The sequence below is a fragment of the Candidatus Methylomirabilota bacterium genome (genome assembly GCA_036002485.1).
In the GTDB taxonomy this organism is placed as follows: domain Bacteria; phylum Methylomirabilota; class Methylomirabilia; order Rokubacteriales; family CSP1-6; genus AR37.
This window is the reverse complement of record DASYTI010000177.1, coordinates 1-15,094: the sequence shown is the minus strand read 5'-3', so window position 1 is coordinate 15,094 and position 15,094 is coordinate 1. Positions and strand designations below refer to the sequence as shown.

15 protein-coding genes are annotated in these 15,094 nt (G+C 67.9%); 10 read left to right on the top strand and 5 right to left on the bottom strand.

The genetic code is table 11. From position 1 onward, the window contains the following. Positions 1–2: 2 nt before the first annotated feature. The 6 genes from VGT00_16605 to VGT00_16580 all read left to right on the top strand — a co-directional run bounded on the left by VGT00_16605 (position 3) and on the right by VGT00_16580 (position 9,090). Positions 3–3,185, top strand: coding sequence for an efflux RND transporter permease subunit (locus VGT00_16605; GenBank protein HEV8533046.1), 3,183 nt, complete (start codon positions 3–5; stop codon positions 3,183–3,185). Beyond that, the gene (locus VGT00_16600) at positions 3,182–4,834 is read left to right on the top strand and encodes a TolC family protein (GenBank protein HEV8533045.1); all 1,653 of its coding nucleotides are present in this window, start codon (positions 3,182–3,184) and stop codon (positions 4,832–4,834) included. Before VGT00_16605 ends, VGT00_16600 begins: the two co-directional genes overlap by 4 nt. 246 nt (positions 4,835–5,080) lie before the next feature. Further along, positions 5,081–6,724, top strand: a complete 1,644-nt coding sequence (locus VGT00_16595) for an efflux RND transporter periplasmic adaptor subunit (GenBank protein ID HEV8533044.1) — start codon at positions 5,081–5,083, stop codon at positions 6,722–6,724. 1 nt (position 6,725) lies between these two features. Beyond that, positions 6,726–7,472: an ABC transporter ATP-binding protein gene (locus VGT00_16590; GenBank protein HEV8533043.1), complete on the top strand. Its 747-nt coding sequence runs from the start codon at positions 6,726–6,728 to the stop codon at positions 7,470–7,472. Continuing rightward, entirely contained in the window at positions 7,469–8,701 is a 1,233-nt protein-coding gene (locus VGT00_16585) for an ABC transporter permease (GenBank protein ID HEV8533042.1), read from the top strand. Before VGT00_16590 ends, VGT00_16585 begins: the two co-directional genes overlap by 4 nt. Then, positions 8,698–9,090 carry an FxLYD domain-containing protein gene (locus VGT00_16580; GenBank protein ID HEV8533041.1) on the top strand — a complete coding sequence of 131 codons (393 nt, stop codon included), beginning with the start codon at positions 8,698–8,700 and terminating at the stop codon, positions 9,088–9,090. Before VGT00_16585 ends, VGT00_16580 begins: the two co-directional genes overlap by 4 nt. 6 nt (positions 9,091–9,096) lie before the next feature. Here the strand turns inward: VGT00_16580 and VGT00_16575 are convergent, their stop codons facing one another. Next, entirely contained in the window at positions 9,097–10,290 is a 1,194-nt protein-coding gene (locus tag VGT00_16575) for an acyl-CoA dehydrogenase family protein (protein HEV8533040.1), read from the bottom strand. 14 nt (positions 10,291–10,304) lie between these two features. On the opposite strand from VGT00_16575, the gene VGT00_16570 reads away from it, so the two are divergent. Next, positions 10,305–10,829: a TetR family transcriptional regulator C-terminal domain-containing protein gene (locus VGT00_16570; GenBank protein ID HEV8533039.1), complete on the top strand. Its 525-nt coding sequence runs from the start codon at positions 10,305–10,307 to the stop codon at positions 10,827–10,829. On the opposite strand, the gene VGT00_16565 is transcribed toward VGT00_16570, so the two are convergent. Next, on the bottom strand, positions 10,816–11,187 hold the full coding sequence (locus VGT00_16565; GenBank protein HEV8533038.1) for a VOC family protein: 372 nt from the start codon (positions 11,185–11,187) through the stop codon (positions 10,816–10,818). The two genes, VGT00_16570 and VGT00_16565, sit on opposite strands and share 14 nt — an antisense overlap. After that, positions 11,184–11,702, bottom strand: a complete 519-nt coding sequence (locus VGT00_16560; protein HEV8533037.1) for a DUF4149 domain-containing protein — start codon at positions 11,700–11,702, stop codon at positions 11,184–11,186. The genes VGT00_16565 and VGT00_16560 overlap by 4 nt, the downstream gene beginning before the upstream one ends. A gap of 6 nt (positions 11,703–11,708) precedes the next feature. Between VGT00_16560 and VGT00_16555 the strand changes: the two genes are divergently transcribed. After that, positions 11,709–12,443, top strand: coding sequence for a tetratricopeptide repeat protein (locus VGT00_16555; GenBank protein ID HEV8533036.1), 735 nt, complete (start codon positions 11,709–11,711; stop codon positions 12,441–12,443). Positions 12,444–12,466: 23 nt separating this feature from the next. Next, on the top strand, positions 12,467–13,108 hold the full coding sequence (gene nth / locus VGT00_16550; protein HEV8533035.1) for an endonuclease III: 642 nt from the start codon (positions 12,467–12,469) through the stop codon (positions 13,106–13,108). A gap of 112 nt (positions 13,109–13,220) precedes the next feature. Here the strand turns inward: nth and VGT00_16545 are convergent, their stop codons facing one another. After that, entirely contained in the window at positions 13,221–14,087 is an 867-nt protein-coding gene (locus VGT00_16545; GenBank protein ID HEV8533034.1) for a deoxyribonuclease IV, read from the bottom strand. Continuing rightward, the gene (locus tag VGT00_16540; GenBank protein HEV8533033.1) at positions 14,080–14,742 is read right to left on the bottom strand and encodes a TetR/AcrR family transcriptional regulator; all 663 of its coding nucleotides are present in this window, start codon (positions 14,740–14,742) and stop codon (positions 14,080–14,082) included. Before VGT00_16540 ends, VGT00_16545 begins: the two co-directional genes overlap by 8 nt. A 133-nt stretch (positions 14,743–14,875) precedes the next feature. Here VGT00_16540 and VGT00_16535 point away from each other — a divergent pair. Further along, positions 14,876–15,094 (top strand): aminobenzoate oxygenase (locus VGT00_16535; protein HEV8533032.1); only part of this gene is annotated, 219 nt, incomplete at its 3' end.

Below are 15,094 nucleotides of genomic sequence, written 5' to 3'. Positions count from 1 at the left end.
GCATGTGGCTGACCCTGGCGGCCATGCGGAACGCCATCGCCGTGCTGATGGCGTCGCTCGCCATCGTCTTGCTTGGCATGACGTCCATCAATCGCATCTCCATCGACCTCTTTCCCAACATCAACTTCCCCCAGATCCAGGTGGGCACGGTCTACAAGGGCGCCTCGGCGCAGGACATCGAGCGCAGCGTCACCTATCCCCTCGAGAAGGCGGTCTCGGCCGTCGCCAACGTCAAGCACGTCGAGTCGCGCTCGCGCCAGGGGTTCTCGCTGGTCATCGTGCAGTTCGTGTGGGGCACCGACATCGACGCGGCCCTGACCGAGGTGGTGCAGCGGATCAACCAGATCATCAACACCCTCCCCCCGGGGGTGCAGCAGCCCTTCATCGTCAAGTCGGACCTGTCGAACATCCCGGTCTGTGTGGTCACGGTCTCGGGGGGCGGCCTCGACGAGCGCGCCCTCTACGATCTGGCCTACAACACCATCGAGCCACAGTTCGAGCGGCTGTCCGGCGTCGCCTCCGCGAGCGTGGACGGCGGGAAGATCCGGCAGATCACCATCAACCTGGATCGCGACCGGCTCTACTCGAAGGGGCTCTCGGTCAATGAGGTCACCAAGTCGGTCAACGACGCCAACTTCCTCCTGCCCTCAGGTGACGTCAAGGTCGGCTCCTTCGACTACAACGTGTTCACCAACAACCAGTTCTCCGTGGTCGAGCCCATGGAGGACATCATCGTGCGCCGCACGGGCACCACCCCGATCCGCCTGCGCGACATCGGGCGGGTGGAGGACTCGGCGGAGACCCAGGTCTCCATCGTCCGCGTCAACGGTGAGCGTTCGGTGTTTCTGCGCATCAACAAGCAGCCGGGAGCGAACACCGTCGAGGTGGTGGACGCGGTCAGGGCCACCGTTCCGAAGCTCCTCGGCGTGCCCCCGGGCGTCAACGTCAATCTGAGTTTCGACCAGTCGACCTATATCCGCCAGTCCATCGAAAGCCTCTGGCACGAGGCGGCCATGGGCTCCATCCTGGCCTTCCTGGTCATCCTGGTGTTCCTGCGCTCCTTCGTGTCGACCATCATCATCTCGATTGCCATCCCCCTGTCCCTCCTGTTGACCCTCATCGCCATGTACTTCCTCGGCCAGACCCTCAACATCTTCACCCTGGGCGGGCTGGCCCTCGCCGTCGGCCGTCTCGTGGACGACTCGATCGTGGAGCTCGAGAACATCAACCGTCACCTCGACATGCCGGGCAAGCCGCGCCGCAAGGCCGTGCTCGACGCTGCCCGCGAGGTGGCCATGCCGATCTTCGTGTCCACCATCACCACCATCGTCGTCTTCCTGCCCACCGTCTTCCTGGAGGGCCAGTCGAGGCTGCTCTTCATCCCGTTGACCTTCACCATCTCGTTCTCGCTCTTCGCCTCCTTCCTGGTCTCGAGAACGGTCACCCCGCTCCTGTGCCTGCAGTGGCTCAAGAGCGAGCACGAGATGACGGAGCACCGGAGTCTCCGAGGACGGTTCGACCGGCTCTTCGTGTGGAGCGGCAAGATCTTCCAGCGGCTCGACGCCTGGTATCAGCGGTGCCTCGAGTGGTCCCTCGACCACCGCCGAGCCCTGATCGGCGGCATCCTCGCGATGTCGGCCTCGGCCGTCGTCATCTATCTCATCCCCAATGCGGTGGGAACCGAGTTCTTCCCGGCCTCGGACGAAAGCCAGTTTCGCCTTCAGGTGAGGGCTCCGGTCGGGACCCGCGTGGAGGAGACCGAGCGCATCGTCAAGCGGATGGAGGACGTCATTCGCTCCACGGCCAGGCCGGGAGAGATCAAGACCATCGTGTCATCCATCGGGGTGCCCGGGGGCCGGTCGGGACTCTTTTCCCAGAACACGGGGCCGCATGCGGCCCAGCTCCAGGTCTATCTGAGCGACCCAGACAAAAGGACCCGGAAAGACAAGCAAATCTTCGCCGAGATTGGTCCAAAGCTCGGCGGGCAGTCTCCCGGAACGATCTTCACCATTCAGTTTGGCGGCATCGTCAGCCGCGTCATCAATTCGGGGGCGCAGCAGCCCATCGAGATCGAGCAACTGGGCTATGACCTTCGCGACGCCAGGGATACCGCCCGCCAGGTCGTCCGGAGCATCCAGGACGTGCCGGGCGTCACCTTCCCCTTCATAAGCAGGGAGGAGAACTATCCGCAGTTCGACATCGTGGTTGACCGGGAGAAGGCGGCCATGGCGGGGCTGAGCCAGCGGGACATCGCCCAGGCGGCCCTGATCTCGCTGAACAGCAACGTCAGCCTCAACCCGTCTATTTTCACCGATCCCCGAACCGGCAACCAATACAATGTCGTCGTGCAGCTGGACGAGCCCTTTCGCACCACGTCCGAGGACTTGTCGCGCCTCTTTGTCATGGGTGAAGGGGGCCGGCCGGTTCTCCTGGGCGCCGTGGCCGAGGTCAAGCAGGGCGTCGGGCCCGTCATGATCGAGCGGAAGTACCAGCAGCGCCTCATCAAGATCAACGCCCAGCCGGCCGCAGACCGTGACCTTGGAGCCATCGCCCAGGACATCGAGGACAATCTCAAGGCCTTGCCCGTACCCCCCGGCTTCACCTTCCAGATGGGCGGCCAGATCCAGCAGCAGCGCGAGGCGTTCGGGAGCCTCAAGTTCACCTCGGCTCTCGCCATCGTCCTCGTCTACATGGTCATGGCTTCCCAGTTCCGCTCGCTCCTCGATCCCTTCATCATCATGTTCTCGGTGCCCCTCGGGATGATCGGCGTCGTGTGGGCGCTCTTCCTCACGCGCACCACGCTCAACGTCACGTCGTTCATGGGCATCATCATGATGGTGGGCATCGTGGTATCCAATGGCGTCCTGCTCGTCGAGTACATGAACGAGCTGAGGCGGCAAGGCTTGCCCCTCCGCGAGGCCGTGGTCAGGGGCGGCCGCACCCGGCTCCGCCCCATCCTCATGACGAGCCTGACCACGCTCGTGGGCCTCCTCCCCATGGCGCTCGGGATCGGCACGGGCAGCGAGGCCAATGCCCCGCTGGCCCGAGCCGTCATCGGTGGCCTCGCCGTGTCCACGGTTCTGACGCTTCTCTTCATCCCCACGCTCTACGTCATCCTCGAAGAGCGTTTCCCGCGCCGGATGGAAGACGCGGCCCAACTGTCGCTCCAGGGAGAGACCGCATGAGCGGGCGGGCACCGCGAAGGCTCCTCGTGCTGGCCCTCTTGGGCTCCGCGCTCTGTGTCTCCCTGGCCGCCGGGCAGACCCAGCCGCCGCCAGGAGGGGGATCGCAGGTCATACCGCCCGGAGGCTCCCAGTTGCCGCCGGGCGCCACCCAGACTCCCCCGGGCACCATCCAGACGTTGCCGGGTACGCCGCCGGCCACGCCGGGCGCCCCCCCGACGCCTGCTCCCGGTCCTGCCACGCCGTCCGGGCCCGTGACGGCGCCTCCCATGACGATCACGCCTCCGAGCGATGCCACGAGACCCCCGGCGGGAACCGGGTCCATCCCGGGCCTCCCTGCGACCCAGGTTCCCATTCGAGAAATGCTGCCCACGCCCCCCGGCATCCGGGCCTTCCCGACTCCGGACGAGCTCAAGGGCAAAGAGCTTGAGCTCGAGGAGGCGATCAAGATCGCCCTCGACAATCAGCCGCTCATCCTGGCGCGGATCGGCGACTACCAGTCCTCGATCCAGAACATCTACATCCAGCTCGCCCCCCAGCTGCCTCAGCTCACGGGCCAGTGGAACGGCTTCCAGCAGCAGACCGTCTCATCGGGCCCGTCCCCTTCCGGCCAGCTGGCTCCGCTCTCCCAGATCCGCAACGTCACCACGACGTCGCACTCGCTCTCGACCACGGCGACGGTGACCGCCTCGCAGCTCCTCTGGGACTTCGGGAAGACCCTGGCCGCCACCGCCGCCGCCAAAGCGGGCGCGAAGTCTTCGGCCGAGGACGTGGAGATCCAGAAGGACGAGAGCGTGCGTCTCGTCAAGACGGGCTATTTCAATCTGATCCTCAACGAGCGGCTCGTCGAGGTCAACCAGGCGGCCCTCGAGCGGGCCCTCGTCAATCTCCGCAGCGCCAAGGGCTTCTTCGACGTCGGCACCCAGCCCAAGTCCGCGGTGACGCGCGCCGAGGTGGACGTGGCCACGGCCCAGGTCAACCTGATCGGCGCCCTCAATGCCGTGGTAATCTCGCGCACCACGCTCAACACGCTCATGGGCATCCCCGTGAACACGCCGACCCGGGTCCGGGACATCCTGGCCTACCAGCACGTGGACTTCGATCCGAAGACGCTCTTGCCGGAAGCCTTCGCCCGGCGTCCCGAGTACCGCCAGATCAAGGCGCGCTTCGAGCAGGCCGAGCAGACGGTCAAGCAGCAATTCCGCAACTTCTTCCCGAACATCACCGCCAGCGGCACCTACGGGGCCGCGCGCGCCGACATGAACGAGATCTACAACTACGGCGTCCAGCTCAACTGGACCATCTTCGATGGCGGGGGAAAGATCGCGCTCTACAAGCAGGCCCAGGCCCAGCGGGACGCCGCGCAAGCGAGGGTGCGGGACACCGAGCTGACCATCTGGCAGCAGGTGGAGCAGGCATACAACACGGCCATCCAGAGCGAGGAATCCATCGGCGCGGCCACCAAGGGCGTGGAATCCGCCGACGAGAACTTCCGCCTGAGCCAGGGGCGGTTCGATGCCGGCGTGGCCAATATCATCGAGCTGACCGACGCGCAGCTCGCCCTGACCACGGCCCAGGCCACCCTGGTCCAGGCCCTGGCGAACTACCGAATCGCCATCGCCCAGCTCGAGCGGTTCCTCGGCCGGCGCTAGATGGGTCGGAGGGGGGCTCCGCCCCCCTTCCGATGCCTCCCCCGATGCAGGGCGAGCCGCAGGACGTCGTGGGGCTGGGGCCCCACCGTCCGAGGCGAGCAATCCTAAAACTGCGCCGGCGACGCCGGCGCTCGAAGTGGAACGCTCCTGCGCGCGAGGGCATGAGAGCTACTTGGGACAGTCCGTTGTCGCGGGCGCGGAGCCCGGCTCTAGGAATAAAGCCTCTCGCAGGTTAGTCTCATGGCTATGGGTCGTCGTGCGTGGATCATCGTCGTCATGGTCGTGCTGGCCGCGGGGGCCAGCGGCGCCTGGTTCTACGCGCAGAGCCGCGGCAGCACGCCCCGCTTCCGCTCGGCCAAGGTTGAGCGGGGGCCGCTCACGGCCACCGTCTCCGCCACGGGCACCCTCAATGCCGTCGTCACCGTCCAGGTCGGCTCCCAGGTCTCGGGGCAGATCAAGGAGCTCTTCGCCGACTTCAACTCCCAGGTCAAGCGCAACCAGCTCGTGGCCCGGATAGATCCGGAAAAGTTCCAGGCCGCGGTGTCCCAGGCCAAGGCCCAGGTCGACGCGGCCAAGGCGAACGTCCTCAATCAGCGGGCGCTCGTCGAGAAGACCCGGGCTGATCTCGCCAACACCCAGGCGGCGCTGGCCGTGGCCAAGGCGCAGACCGCCAAGGCCCAGGTGGCCGTGCTCGATAGCCGTCGCACTCTCACCAGAAACACGGATCTCAGGAAGAGGGGCCTCATCGCGCAGGCCGACGAGGACACGGCGCAGGCGGCCTATGACTCCGCCGTGGCCCAGGCCGAGTCCGCCAAGGCCCAGGAGGACGCTCAGGCCTCTCAGATTCGATCGGCTCAAGCGCAGCTGCGCGTCGTGGAGGCGCAGCTCCAGGCCGCGTCCGCGAACGTCGTTCAGCAGGAGGCCGGTCTCAGACAAGCCCAGGTCGACCTGGACCATACCGAGATCCGGGCACCCGTGGACGGGGTCGTCGTCTCGCGTACCGTGGACGTCGGTCAGACGGTGGCCGCGAGCCTCCAGGCCCCCACGCTCTTCACCATCGCCCAGGACCTGACGCAGATGCAGGTGGATACCAACGTGGACGAGGCCGATGTCGGTCGCATCCGGGAAGGGCTGCACGCCACCTTCACGGTGGACTCCTTCGCCAACCAGACCTTCTCGGGCGAGGTGATGCAGGTACGCAAGGCGCCCCAGGTGCTCCAGAACGTCGTCACCTACAATGTCGTGATCTCGGCGCGGAACCCGGACCTCAGGCTCCTGCCCGGCATGACAGCCAACGTGCGCCTCATCGTGGACCAGAAGGACTCCGTCCTCAAGGTGCCGAACTCCGCCCTTCGCTTCCGCCTGCCCGGCGATGACAGCGTGCCCGTGCGAGGCGTCGCCCCCGGCGCCGGCGCGGGCGGCGGTGCAGCACAACCCTCGATCGATGAGATCCGGGAGCGCCTCACCAAGTCCCTGGGGCTCACTCCGGAGCAGGTGCAGAAGCTCGAGCCCATCCTGCAGGAGACTCGGGAAAAGATCCGCGCGCTCGCCACGCCCGGGGCCAATGACAATCAGCGCCGCCTCGAGAGCCAGCGGATCCGCGAGGCCTCGCGCGAGCAGATCCGGGCCATCCTGACGTCGGAGCAGCGCGCCAAGTACGACAAGGAGATGGCCGACGCGCGGGCGGGTCGCCAGGCCGTCTCGGGGCGCGTATTCGTGCTCGGGCCGGACGCCAAGCCCGTTCCCGTCACGGTGCGGCTGGGCATCAGCGACGGGAGCTTCACCGAAGTGCTCGCCTCCGACCTCAAGGAGGGCCAGGAGGTTCTGGTGGGCACGGCGGACTCGCGCTCACCCTCGCGGCCCAGCGATAGTCCCCGGCTGAGGCTCTAGCGTGGGCAGCGCCCTCATCGAGACGCACGAGCTGACCAAGAACTACCGGGTGGGCGCCCAGGTCGTGCACGCCTTGCGTCAGGTCTCGCTGGAAGTCCGCGCTGGCGAGTTCGTCGCCGTCATGGGGCCCTCTGGCTCGGGCAAGTCTACCTTCATGAACCTGCTCGGATGCCTGGACGGTCCGAGCTCCGGCCGCTACGTGCTCGATACCCAGGACGTGTCCAACCTGTCGGGCGACGCTCTCGCCAAGATCCGCAACGCCAAGATCGGCTTCGTCTTCCAGGGCTTCAACCTGCTGCCCCGCACGAGCGCCCTCGAGAACGTGGAGCTGCCGCTTCTCTATACGGGCCTGCCGGCCCGCGAGCGGCATGAGCGCGCCCGCTCCAAGCTGGTGGCGGTCGGCTTGGCCGACCGGGCCGACCATCACCCCTCGCAGCTTTCGGGCGGACAGCAGCAGCGCGTGGCCATCGCCCGCGCCCTCGTCAACGACCCGGTCTTGATCCTGGCCGATGAGCCGACGGGCAACCTCGACACGCGCACCAGCGTGGAGGTCATGGCCATCCTGCAGGACCTCAATCGCCAGGGCATCACGATCGTCCTCGTGACCCACGAGGCCGACATCGTGCCTTTCGCCGCGCGGACCATCACGTTCCGCGACGGTCGGGTGCTCAAGGACGAAGCGATGGCGGAGACCCGCGACGCGCGCCGGGTGCTCGCCACCCTGCCCGAGGAAGAGGACGAGGAGTGAACATCCTCGCGGGCGCCCGCATCGCCGTTCGCGCCCTCCGCGTGAACAAGCTCCGGAGCATCCTGACCATGCTCGGCATCATCATGGGCGTGGCCGCGGTGATCGCCATGATCTCGGTCGGCTCGGGCGCGCAGGCCCGCATCGCCGAGCAGATCCAGAGTCTCGGCGCCAACATGCTGATCGTGCTCTCGGGCTCCCGCACGACGGGCGGGTTGCGCCTGGGGACGGGCTCCCAGCTCAGCCTCACCGAGGAGGATGCCTGGGCCATCAAGCGCGAGGTCCCGCTTGTCGAGGCCGCCGCGCCGAGCATGCGCGGCTGGTCCCAGGTGGTCTGGGGCAACCTCAACTGGTCGACCCAGGTGCAGGGCATCACGCCCGAGTTCTTCGAGGCACGGGACTGGTCGGTGGTGGCGGGGCAGGCCTTTGCCCAGGATGCAGTGGACGGCGCGACCAAGGTGGCGCTCCTGGGCGAGACCGTGGCCCGCAATCTCTTCGCCGACTCGGATCCTCTCGGCCAGGTCATTCGCATCCGCAAGGTCCCCTTCACCGTGGTGGGCGTCCTCGGCAAGAAGGGGCAGACCACCTGGGGCCAGGACCAGGACGACATCATCCTGGTTCCGCTCTCCACGGCCAAGCGCAAGCTCCTCGGGGTGAGCCAGGCCAATGCGCGCTCCGTGGGCGCCATCTCCGTCAAGGTGCGCGAGGGCGAGGACATGAAGAACGCGGAGACCCAGACGCGGGAGCTCTTGCGCCAGCGCCATCGGCTCCAGCCGTATCAGGACGACGACTTCGACATCCGCAACCTCGCCGAGTACGCGGCGGCGCAAGAAGAATCCTCGCGCGTGATGACCATCCTCCTCGCCGCCATCGCCTCCGTCTCGCTGCTCGTGGGGGGGATCGGTATCATGAACATCATGCTCGTCTCGGTGACGGAGCGGACCCGCGAGATCGGCCTCCGCATGGCCGTGGGCGCGCGCGGGCGCGACATCCTGATGCAGTTCCTCGTGGAGGCGGTGACCCTCTCGCTGATCGGGGGGACGATCGGCGTGGTGCTCGGTCTCGTCACCTCGTACACGATTCCCTATTTCGCGGGCTGGCGAACCCTGGTCCGGCCGGAAGCCATCGTCATCGCCTTCGGCTTTGCGGCGGCCATCGGGATCTTCTTCGGCTTCTATCCAGCCCGCAAGGCCGCCCGCCTCAATCCCATCGAAGCGCTCCGCTACGAATGACGGCCCGGCTCCTGCTGGCCTGCGTAGTGGCCGCGGCCTGGCTTGGCCCGGCGGCCGCCCAGACATATACCTTCACGCCCCAGTCCTCCAAGGACCTTACGCTGACGTTCCAGACGCAGCGGGAGGGGGGCGCTCGCGTGCTCATCCTGGGCGAGGTGCGCAATGCCTCGGCCCAGGCCTGCGAGCGCGTCGTCGTCAGGGCCGAGGGCCTCGACGAGAATGGCCGGGTGGTGAGCCGAGGTCGGGCCTATGTGCCGGGCACCGTGGGAGCGAAGGCCACGGTGCCCTTCGAGATCAGGCTCTCGTCGTCGGGGACGGACCGCCGCTATCGCGTGGAGATCGAGGCCTTCGAGTTTGTCAGCGGCGCCCGACGGACGGAGAGCCCGTAGCGCTCTCTAGTCCTTGGGCAGGCCCAGCACCCGCTCGGCCAGGATGTTCTTCATGACCTCGGAGGTGCCGCCGGCTATGGTGTCCCCGCGCGAGCGCAGCATGCGGAACTGCCACCACCCATCCTCGACCGCGCGATCCGTCCCCTGCCAGAGCGCGGCATAGGGCCCCTGCAGCTCGACGCCGAGCTCGAGCAGCCGCTGCCAGGTCTCGCTGAAGAAGAGCTTGGAGGCCGAGCCCTCGGGGCCCGGCGGCTCGCCGCGGATCAGCCGCGTCAGGAGGCGGAGATTGGCATAGCGGAGAACTTCGCTGTCGATCAACGCCTGCGCCAGTCGCTGGCGCATGACCGGGTCACCCGCCTTGCCGCGCGCCTTGGCCAGCTCCAGCGCCTCGGCCAGGCCCTGGCGGAGGATGAGCTGGCGGGAGAGCGCGCGGGGCCCGCGCTCGAACATGAGCGTGGTGATGGCCACTGCCCAGCCTCCGTTCTCCCGCCCGACCACGTTGTCCGCCGGCACCTCGAGGTTGTCGAAATAGAGCTCGTTGAACTCGGCGTCCCCGCTCATCTGGCGCAGCGGCTTGACGGTGAAGCCCGGGCTCTGCATGTCCACGAGAAAGAAGGTCAGACCCTTGTGCTTGGGGGCGGCGGGGTCGGTGCGGGCGAGGAGAATGCACCAGTTGGCGTAGTGGGCATAGGAGGTCCACACCTTCTGCCCGTTGATCACGTATCGGCCATTCGTGCGCTCGGCCCGAGTCTGCACGGACGCGAGATCGCTTCCCGCATCGGGCTCCGAGAAGCCCTGGCAGAAGATATGCTCCGCCGAGAGGATGCGCGGCAGGTGCAGGCGCTTCTGGGTCTCTGTCGCGTGGGTCATGAGGGCCGGGCCCGCCATGTCGAGCCCGATCGCGTTGGGCAGCTCGGGGGCCCGCGCCCGAGCCATCTCCTCGTAGAAGAGCGCCTGCTCCATGATGGTGGCCCCGCGGCCGCCATACGCCGCCGGCCACTGAAGCCCGACATAGCCCGCCGCGTGGAGCTTTCGCTGCCAGTCGATGAGGAAGGCGGCCTGCGCGTCCCGATTCTTGAGCTCCGCGCGGATCTTCCCCCAGTCCCCGGGAGAATTGACGGCGAGCCACTCGCCCAGCTCGGCGCGGAATCGCTCCTGCTCAGGCGAGAGGCGGAAGTCCATGAGCGGGGATTGTCGCATGGGATAATCGACGCGTGAAGCGCAAAGCTCCCCGCCCGCCGCCCGCGCCGCGGATCACGCCGGACGCTCCCAAGGCGGCGTCGCCCGCGCCCGGCCCCGAGGCTGCCGCCGACACCGTCCGCGCCATCGAGGAGCGCTTCGCTCCCATCGTGGCCGCCGTGGACCGCGTGGCCCGGGGAAGCGAATCGCCCGCGGTGAGGCTGGAGGGGGCGATGGAGATCATCTTCGGCGCCCACGGGCAGAGCGATCCGGATTTCTCCGAGCTCCTCCTCACGGCCTGGATGCGGGCGCGCCGCGACAAGCACCATCGGCTGGCCCTGGCCTGGCAGCGGGAGCAGCTCCGCCTCGCCCTCCAGGAGATCCTTCAGGCGGGAGCGGCCGCGGGCACTTTTCGGAAAGATCTCGACGCCGGCGCCGTGGCCGCCGTCATCCTGGGAGCGGCGGAGGGCTGCCTCCTCCAATCGGCGACGCAAGGGGGCGCGGTGCCGCCCGGGGAGATCGTGCGAACCCTCTTGGGCCTGACCCTCAGCGGGGCTTGAGCTCGATCAGGTAGCCGTCGGGATCGCGGAGATAGAGCGACGGCCCCGTGCCATAGGCCCCGCGCCTCTCCACCACCTCGCCCTCGAGCTTGACCCCGCGGTCCGCCAGCGCCTCCCTGACCGCGCCGAGATCGGCGCAGCGGATGGACAGGCAGAAGTGATCGAGACCCTCCGCGGAGGGCCGGCCGGGCAGGAGATCGATGAGCTGCTCGCCGAAGCGGAGCTGCACGAGCGAGATGCGGGCATTGACGTGGTCGAGCGTGCAGCCCAGGATGTCGACGTAGAAGCGCTGGGAGGCTTCCTGATCGCTCACGCGCAACACGATGTGGTCGAGACCGAGCGGGTCGAAGGTTTTCATCGGGTCCTCACCGCCTCCATGATCAAGGTCACGATGCCCGCGAGCATGACGATGACGTTCAGGATGCTCGACAGGCGATGGAGCCGGGCGAAACCGGCCGCCGTCGCCGGATCCGCGCCGGCCGCGCGCACGGCCTCGCGAGCGGCATGGGCCGCGGGCAGGACCACGGCGCCCGCGTAGAGCGTCAGGGCCAGCATGAGCACGAGGAGGCCTATGGGCACCCAGTCCAGCGGCCGGACCCCGCGCCCGAGCACCCGCACGACCACACTGGCCAGGGCCATCAGCCCGAGCCCCAATCCCACCGCATAGTACTTCGGAAAGACCACCCCCACGAAGCGGCCCGCCGCCTCCCGGTCCAGCGTCGAGAAGGCCGCGGGCGCCACCACGAAGGCAAAGAAGCCCATGGCGCCGAGCCAGAGTCCGAGGGCGGCCACGGTCACCTGCTTCATCGCGTCCACAGTAGCGGCCCCTTCGCCCCAGTTCAAGTTGACACCTTCGCGGGCGGCCCCTAGCATCAGACCATGCGCGCGCTCGTGGTCGCTCTGCTCGTGATGGCCACCGCGATCACGGCGGGAGCCGAATCGTCGCTCGTGAGCGAGCTCCGCTTCCTGTCGACGCGCTATCACGAGAACCTCCCGCGCATCGACGAGCTCCGGGCCGCCCTCGAGAAGGCCGCGCAGTCGGACCCGCAGCCCGAGATCCTCCTCGCTCTCTCCGAGGCCTGCTTCATGTACGGCGATGTCCGCGCGAAGAGCACGCAGGAAAAGCTCGAGGCCTATGACCGCGGACGTCAGGCCGCCCAGCGCGCCATCGAGCTCGCCCCCAAGAGTCCTGCCGCCCGGTTCTGGTACGGCACCAACACGGGCCGCTGGGGGCAGACCAAGGGCGTGCTCCGCTCGCTCTTTCTCCTGCCCGCGGTCAAGGAGGCGATGCAGACGGCGCTCGATCTCGATCCCTCCTACGCGCCCGCCTACGCCCTCGGGGGCACCATCTACTACGAGGTCCCGGCCTTCGCGGGCGGCGACCTCGACCGCTCCGAGGCCCTCTTCCGCAAGGGTCTCGAGATCGACCCGCACCACACCAACATGCGGCTCGGCCTCGCCCGCACGCTGTGGAAGAAGGGCCGCGGGGCCGATGCCCGGCGCGAGCTCGAGGCCGTGCTCGAAGAGAAGGCGCCCTTCAATCCCGCGGACTGGACCATGAAGGACGTGCCGGACGCCAAGGCCCTCCTCGCCAAGATCAAGGCGCGCACCTGAGGGGGAAAGGGCGGCGGGTGGAGATCGGCCGGGTCATCGAGACCCTGACCCGGCACGCCCCGCGCTGGCGCAAGACGTCGATGGCCGAGGTGGCGGCGGAGCGCCGCGACCCCTTCCGCGTGCTCATCGCCTGTCTGCTCTCGCTGCGAACCAAGGACGAGACCACGGGGCCCGCGGCCGCCCGCCTCTTCGCCATGGCCGACACGCCGGAAGCCATGCTCCGGCTGCCCGCCCAGCGGATCGAGCGCGCGATCTTTCCCGTCGGCTTCTACCGCACCAAAGCGCGCGTCATCCTGGGCGTGTGCGGGGATCTCCTGGAGCGCTTCGGAGGACAGGTGCCGGACGAGATCGATCAGCTCCTCACCCTCAAGGGCGTGGGCCGAAAGACCGCCAATCTCGTGGTCACCCAGGGCTTCAACAAGCCGGGCATCTGCGTGGACATCCACGTCCACCGCATCTCGAACCGCCTGGGCTACGTGAAGACGAAGAACCCCACCGAGACCGAGACGGCGCTGAGAAAGCAGCTGCCCCGCCGGTACTGGATCGGCTACAACGATCTGCTCGTGTCCTTCGGGCAGAACATCTGCCAGCCCGTCTCGCCCAGATGCTCGGAGTGCCCCGTGAGCCCCCGCTGCGCCCGCGTGGGCGTCATGCGCTCGCGCTAGTCACAATCGGAGGGGGGCCTCGACGGCCCCCTCCGAGCCTCCCCCACGATGGGATTGCGCCGGCGAAGCCGGCGCTCGGAGCGGAGCATTCTTGCTGGCGAGGACACACCAACTATGTGGACGGACCGCCGGCGCGGAGCTTGCGCAGGAGGGCGAGGGCGGCTCGGTCCGACTGCGGCTCTGGCTCCTTCGGCGTCTCGAGGGCCATGGGCACGCGCAGGAAGCGCGGGTCGGTCATGAGCCGGCGGAACGCGGCTACGCCCAGCTTGCCCTTGCCGATCTTCTCGTGGCGGTCGAGCCCGGAGCCCAGCGGCGCCTTGGCGTCGTTCAAATGAAAGGCGCGGACCCTCCGGATCCCGAGGTGGCGGGCACACGCCTGCATGGCCGCCTCGTAGCCTTCGAGTGTACGCAGGTCGTAGCCCGCGGCGAAGAGGTGGCAAGTGTCGAGGCAAACGCCGACCCGCTCGGGCGCCTTGACGGCGTCCAGAAGCTTCTCCAGCTCCTCGAAGGTCCGGCCGATGGTGGCGCCGCCGCCCGCGGTGTTTTCGAGCAGCACCATGACGCGATAGCCCCGCGTGCGCGCCGTCAACTCGTCGAGGGCGGCCACGATGCGGTCGATGCCGGCCTCGAGGCCTTCGCCCCGGTGGGAGCCGGGGTGGATGATCACGAAGGGCAGCCCGAGCGCCTCCGCCCGCTCGAGCTCATCGTGAAACGCCGCCACCGCGCGCTTCCACTCCGTCTCCGCCGGGGCCGCGAGATTGATCAGGTAGCTCGAGTGGGCGAAGACCGTCCGCATGCGCGTGGCTTTCCACGCTGTGCTGAATCGTCGGATGTCCTCCTCCGTGTAGGGGGCGGCCGTCCACTGCAGCTGGTTCTTGAGAAAGATCTGGACGACCGAGCAGCCGACTTCGCGCCCGCGCTCGAGAGCCCGGTGGACTCCTCCCGCGATGGACATGTGGGCCCCGAGAAGATCAGGCATCGAGCGCCCGCTCCACCGCCTGGAGCTCGCGCTTGAGCCGCCGCATCTTTCCCGTCAGGGTCCGCCCCCGCGGCGGCTTCCGGTGCAACCCGTCTTCCACCAGCATCAGAAACGCGCCGGACACCTCTTCGGCGCCCCAGCGGCCGGCCGGGTTGTACCACTTGTAGAGCCAGTTGAGCATCCCCAGGAGCCCGAAGACGACGAGGCGGGGGGGCACGTCGCGGAAGATCCCCCGCCGGATGCCTTCGTCCACGATGGACTCCACGCCCTTGTCATACCGGTCCTTCTGCGCGGCGAGCTGGCGCGCGAAGCGCGCGGGCAGGTTGGCCTCCTCGCTGAAGAAGACAGTGAGGAACGAGCGGTTGGCGATGACGAAGCGCACGTGCTGCCGGACGACCCGGCGGAGCTTGTCTTCCGGGGGCAAGCTCGAGCGCAGCACCAGGCTGAGCTCCCGGGTGAATCCCTCGATGGTTTCCCGGGAGATGGCCGCGAGCATCTCGTCCTTGGCGTGGAAGTACGCGTAGAGCGAGGCCTTGGACATGCCGAGCCGCCGGGCGATGTCGTCGAGGGTGGAGGCCCGATACCCGCGCTCGCGAAAGAGGTCTGCCGCCGTGCGGAGGATCTGGTCGCGGACGGCCTGCCGCCGGGCGTTCATGGCTCCGGAGTCTACTTGACGGGACGCCTCCGGCATGCTAAAAACCGTATAGTCTCAAAAGAATACCTTGGAGTTTTTTGCGATCGTGTTGCCATCCAAAGAGGACGGCCAGGGCCGCCCGGGAGGTTCCGCCATGGATCGCCGCGTGATCCCCAGCCCGATGGATACAGTCTTCGAGTTCGACTACGCGGTGCAGGCCGAGGACATGCGCGGCCTCTACGAGAAGGCCAAGCGCGATCAGTGGAATGCCTCCCGCGACATCGCCTGGGATACCCCGGAGCCGGAGGACGGCCGCCCCCTCGCCGACGAGCTCGTGGACATCTACGGCAGCCCCCTCTGGGACAAGCTGTCG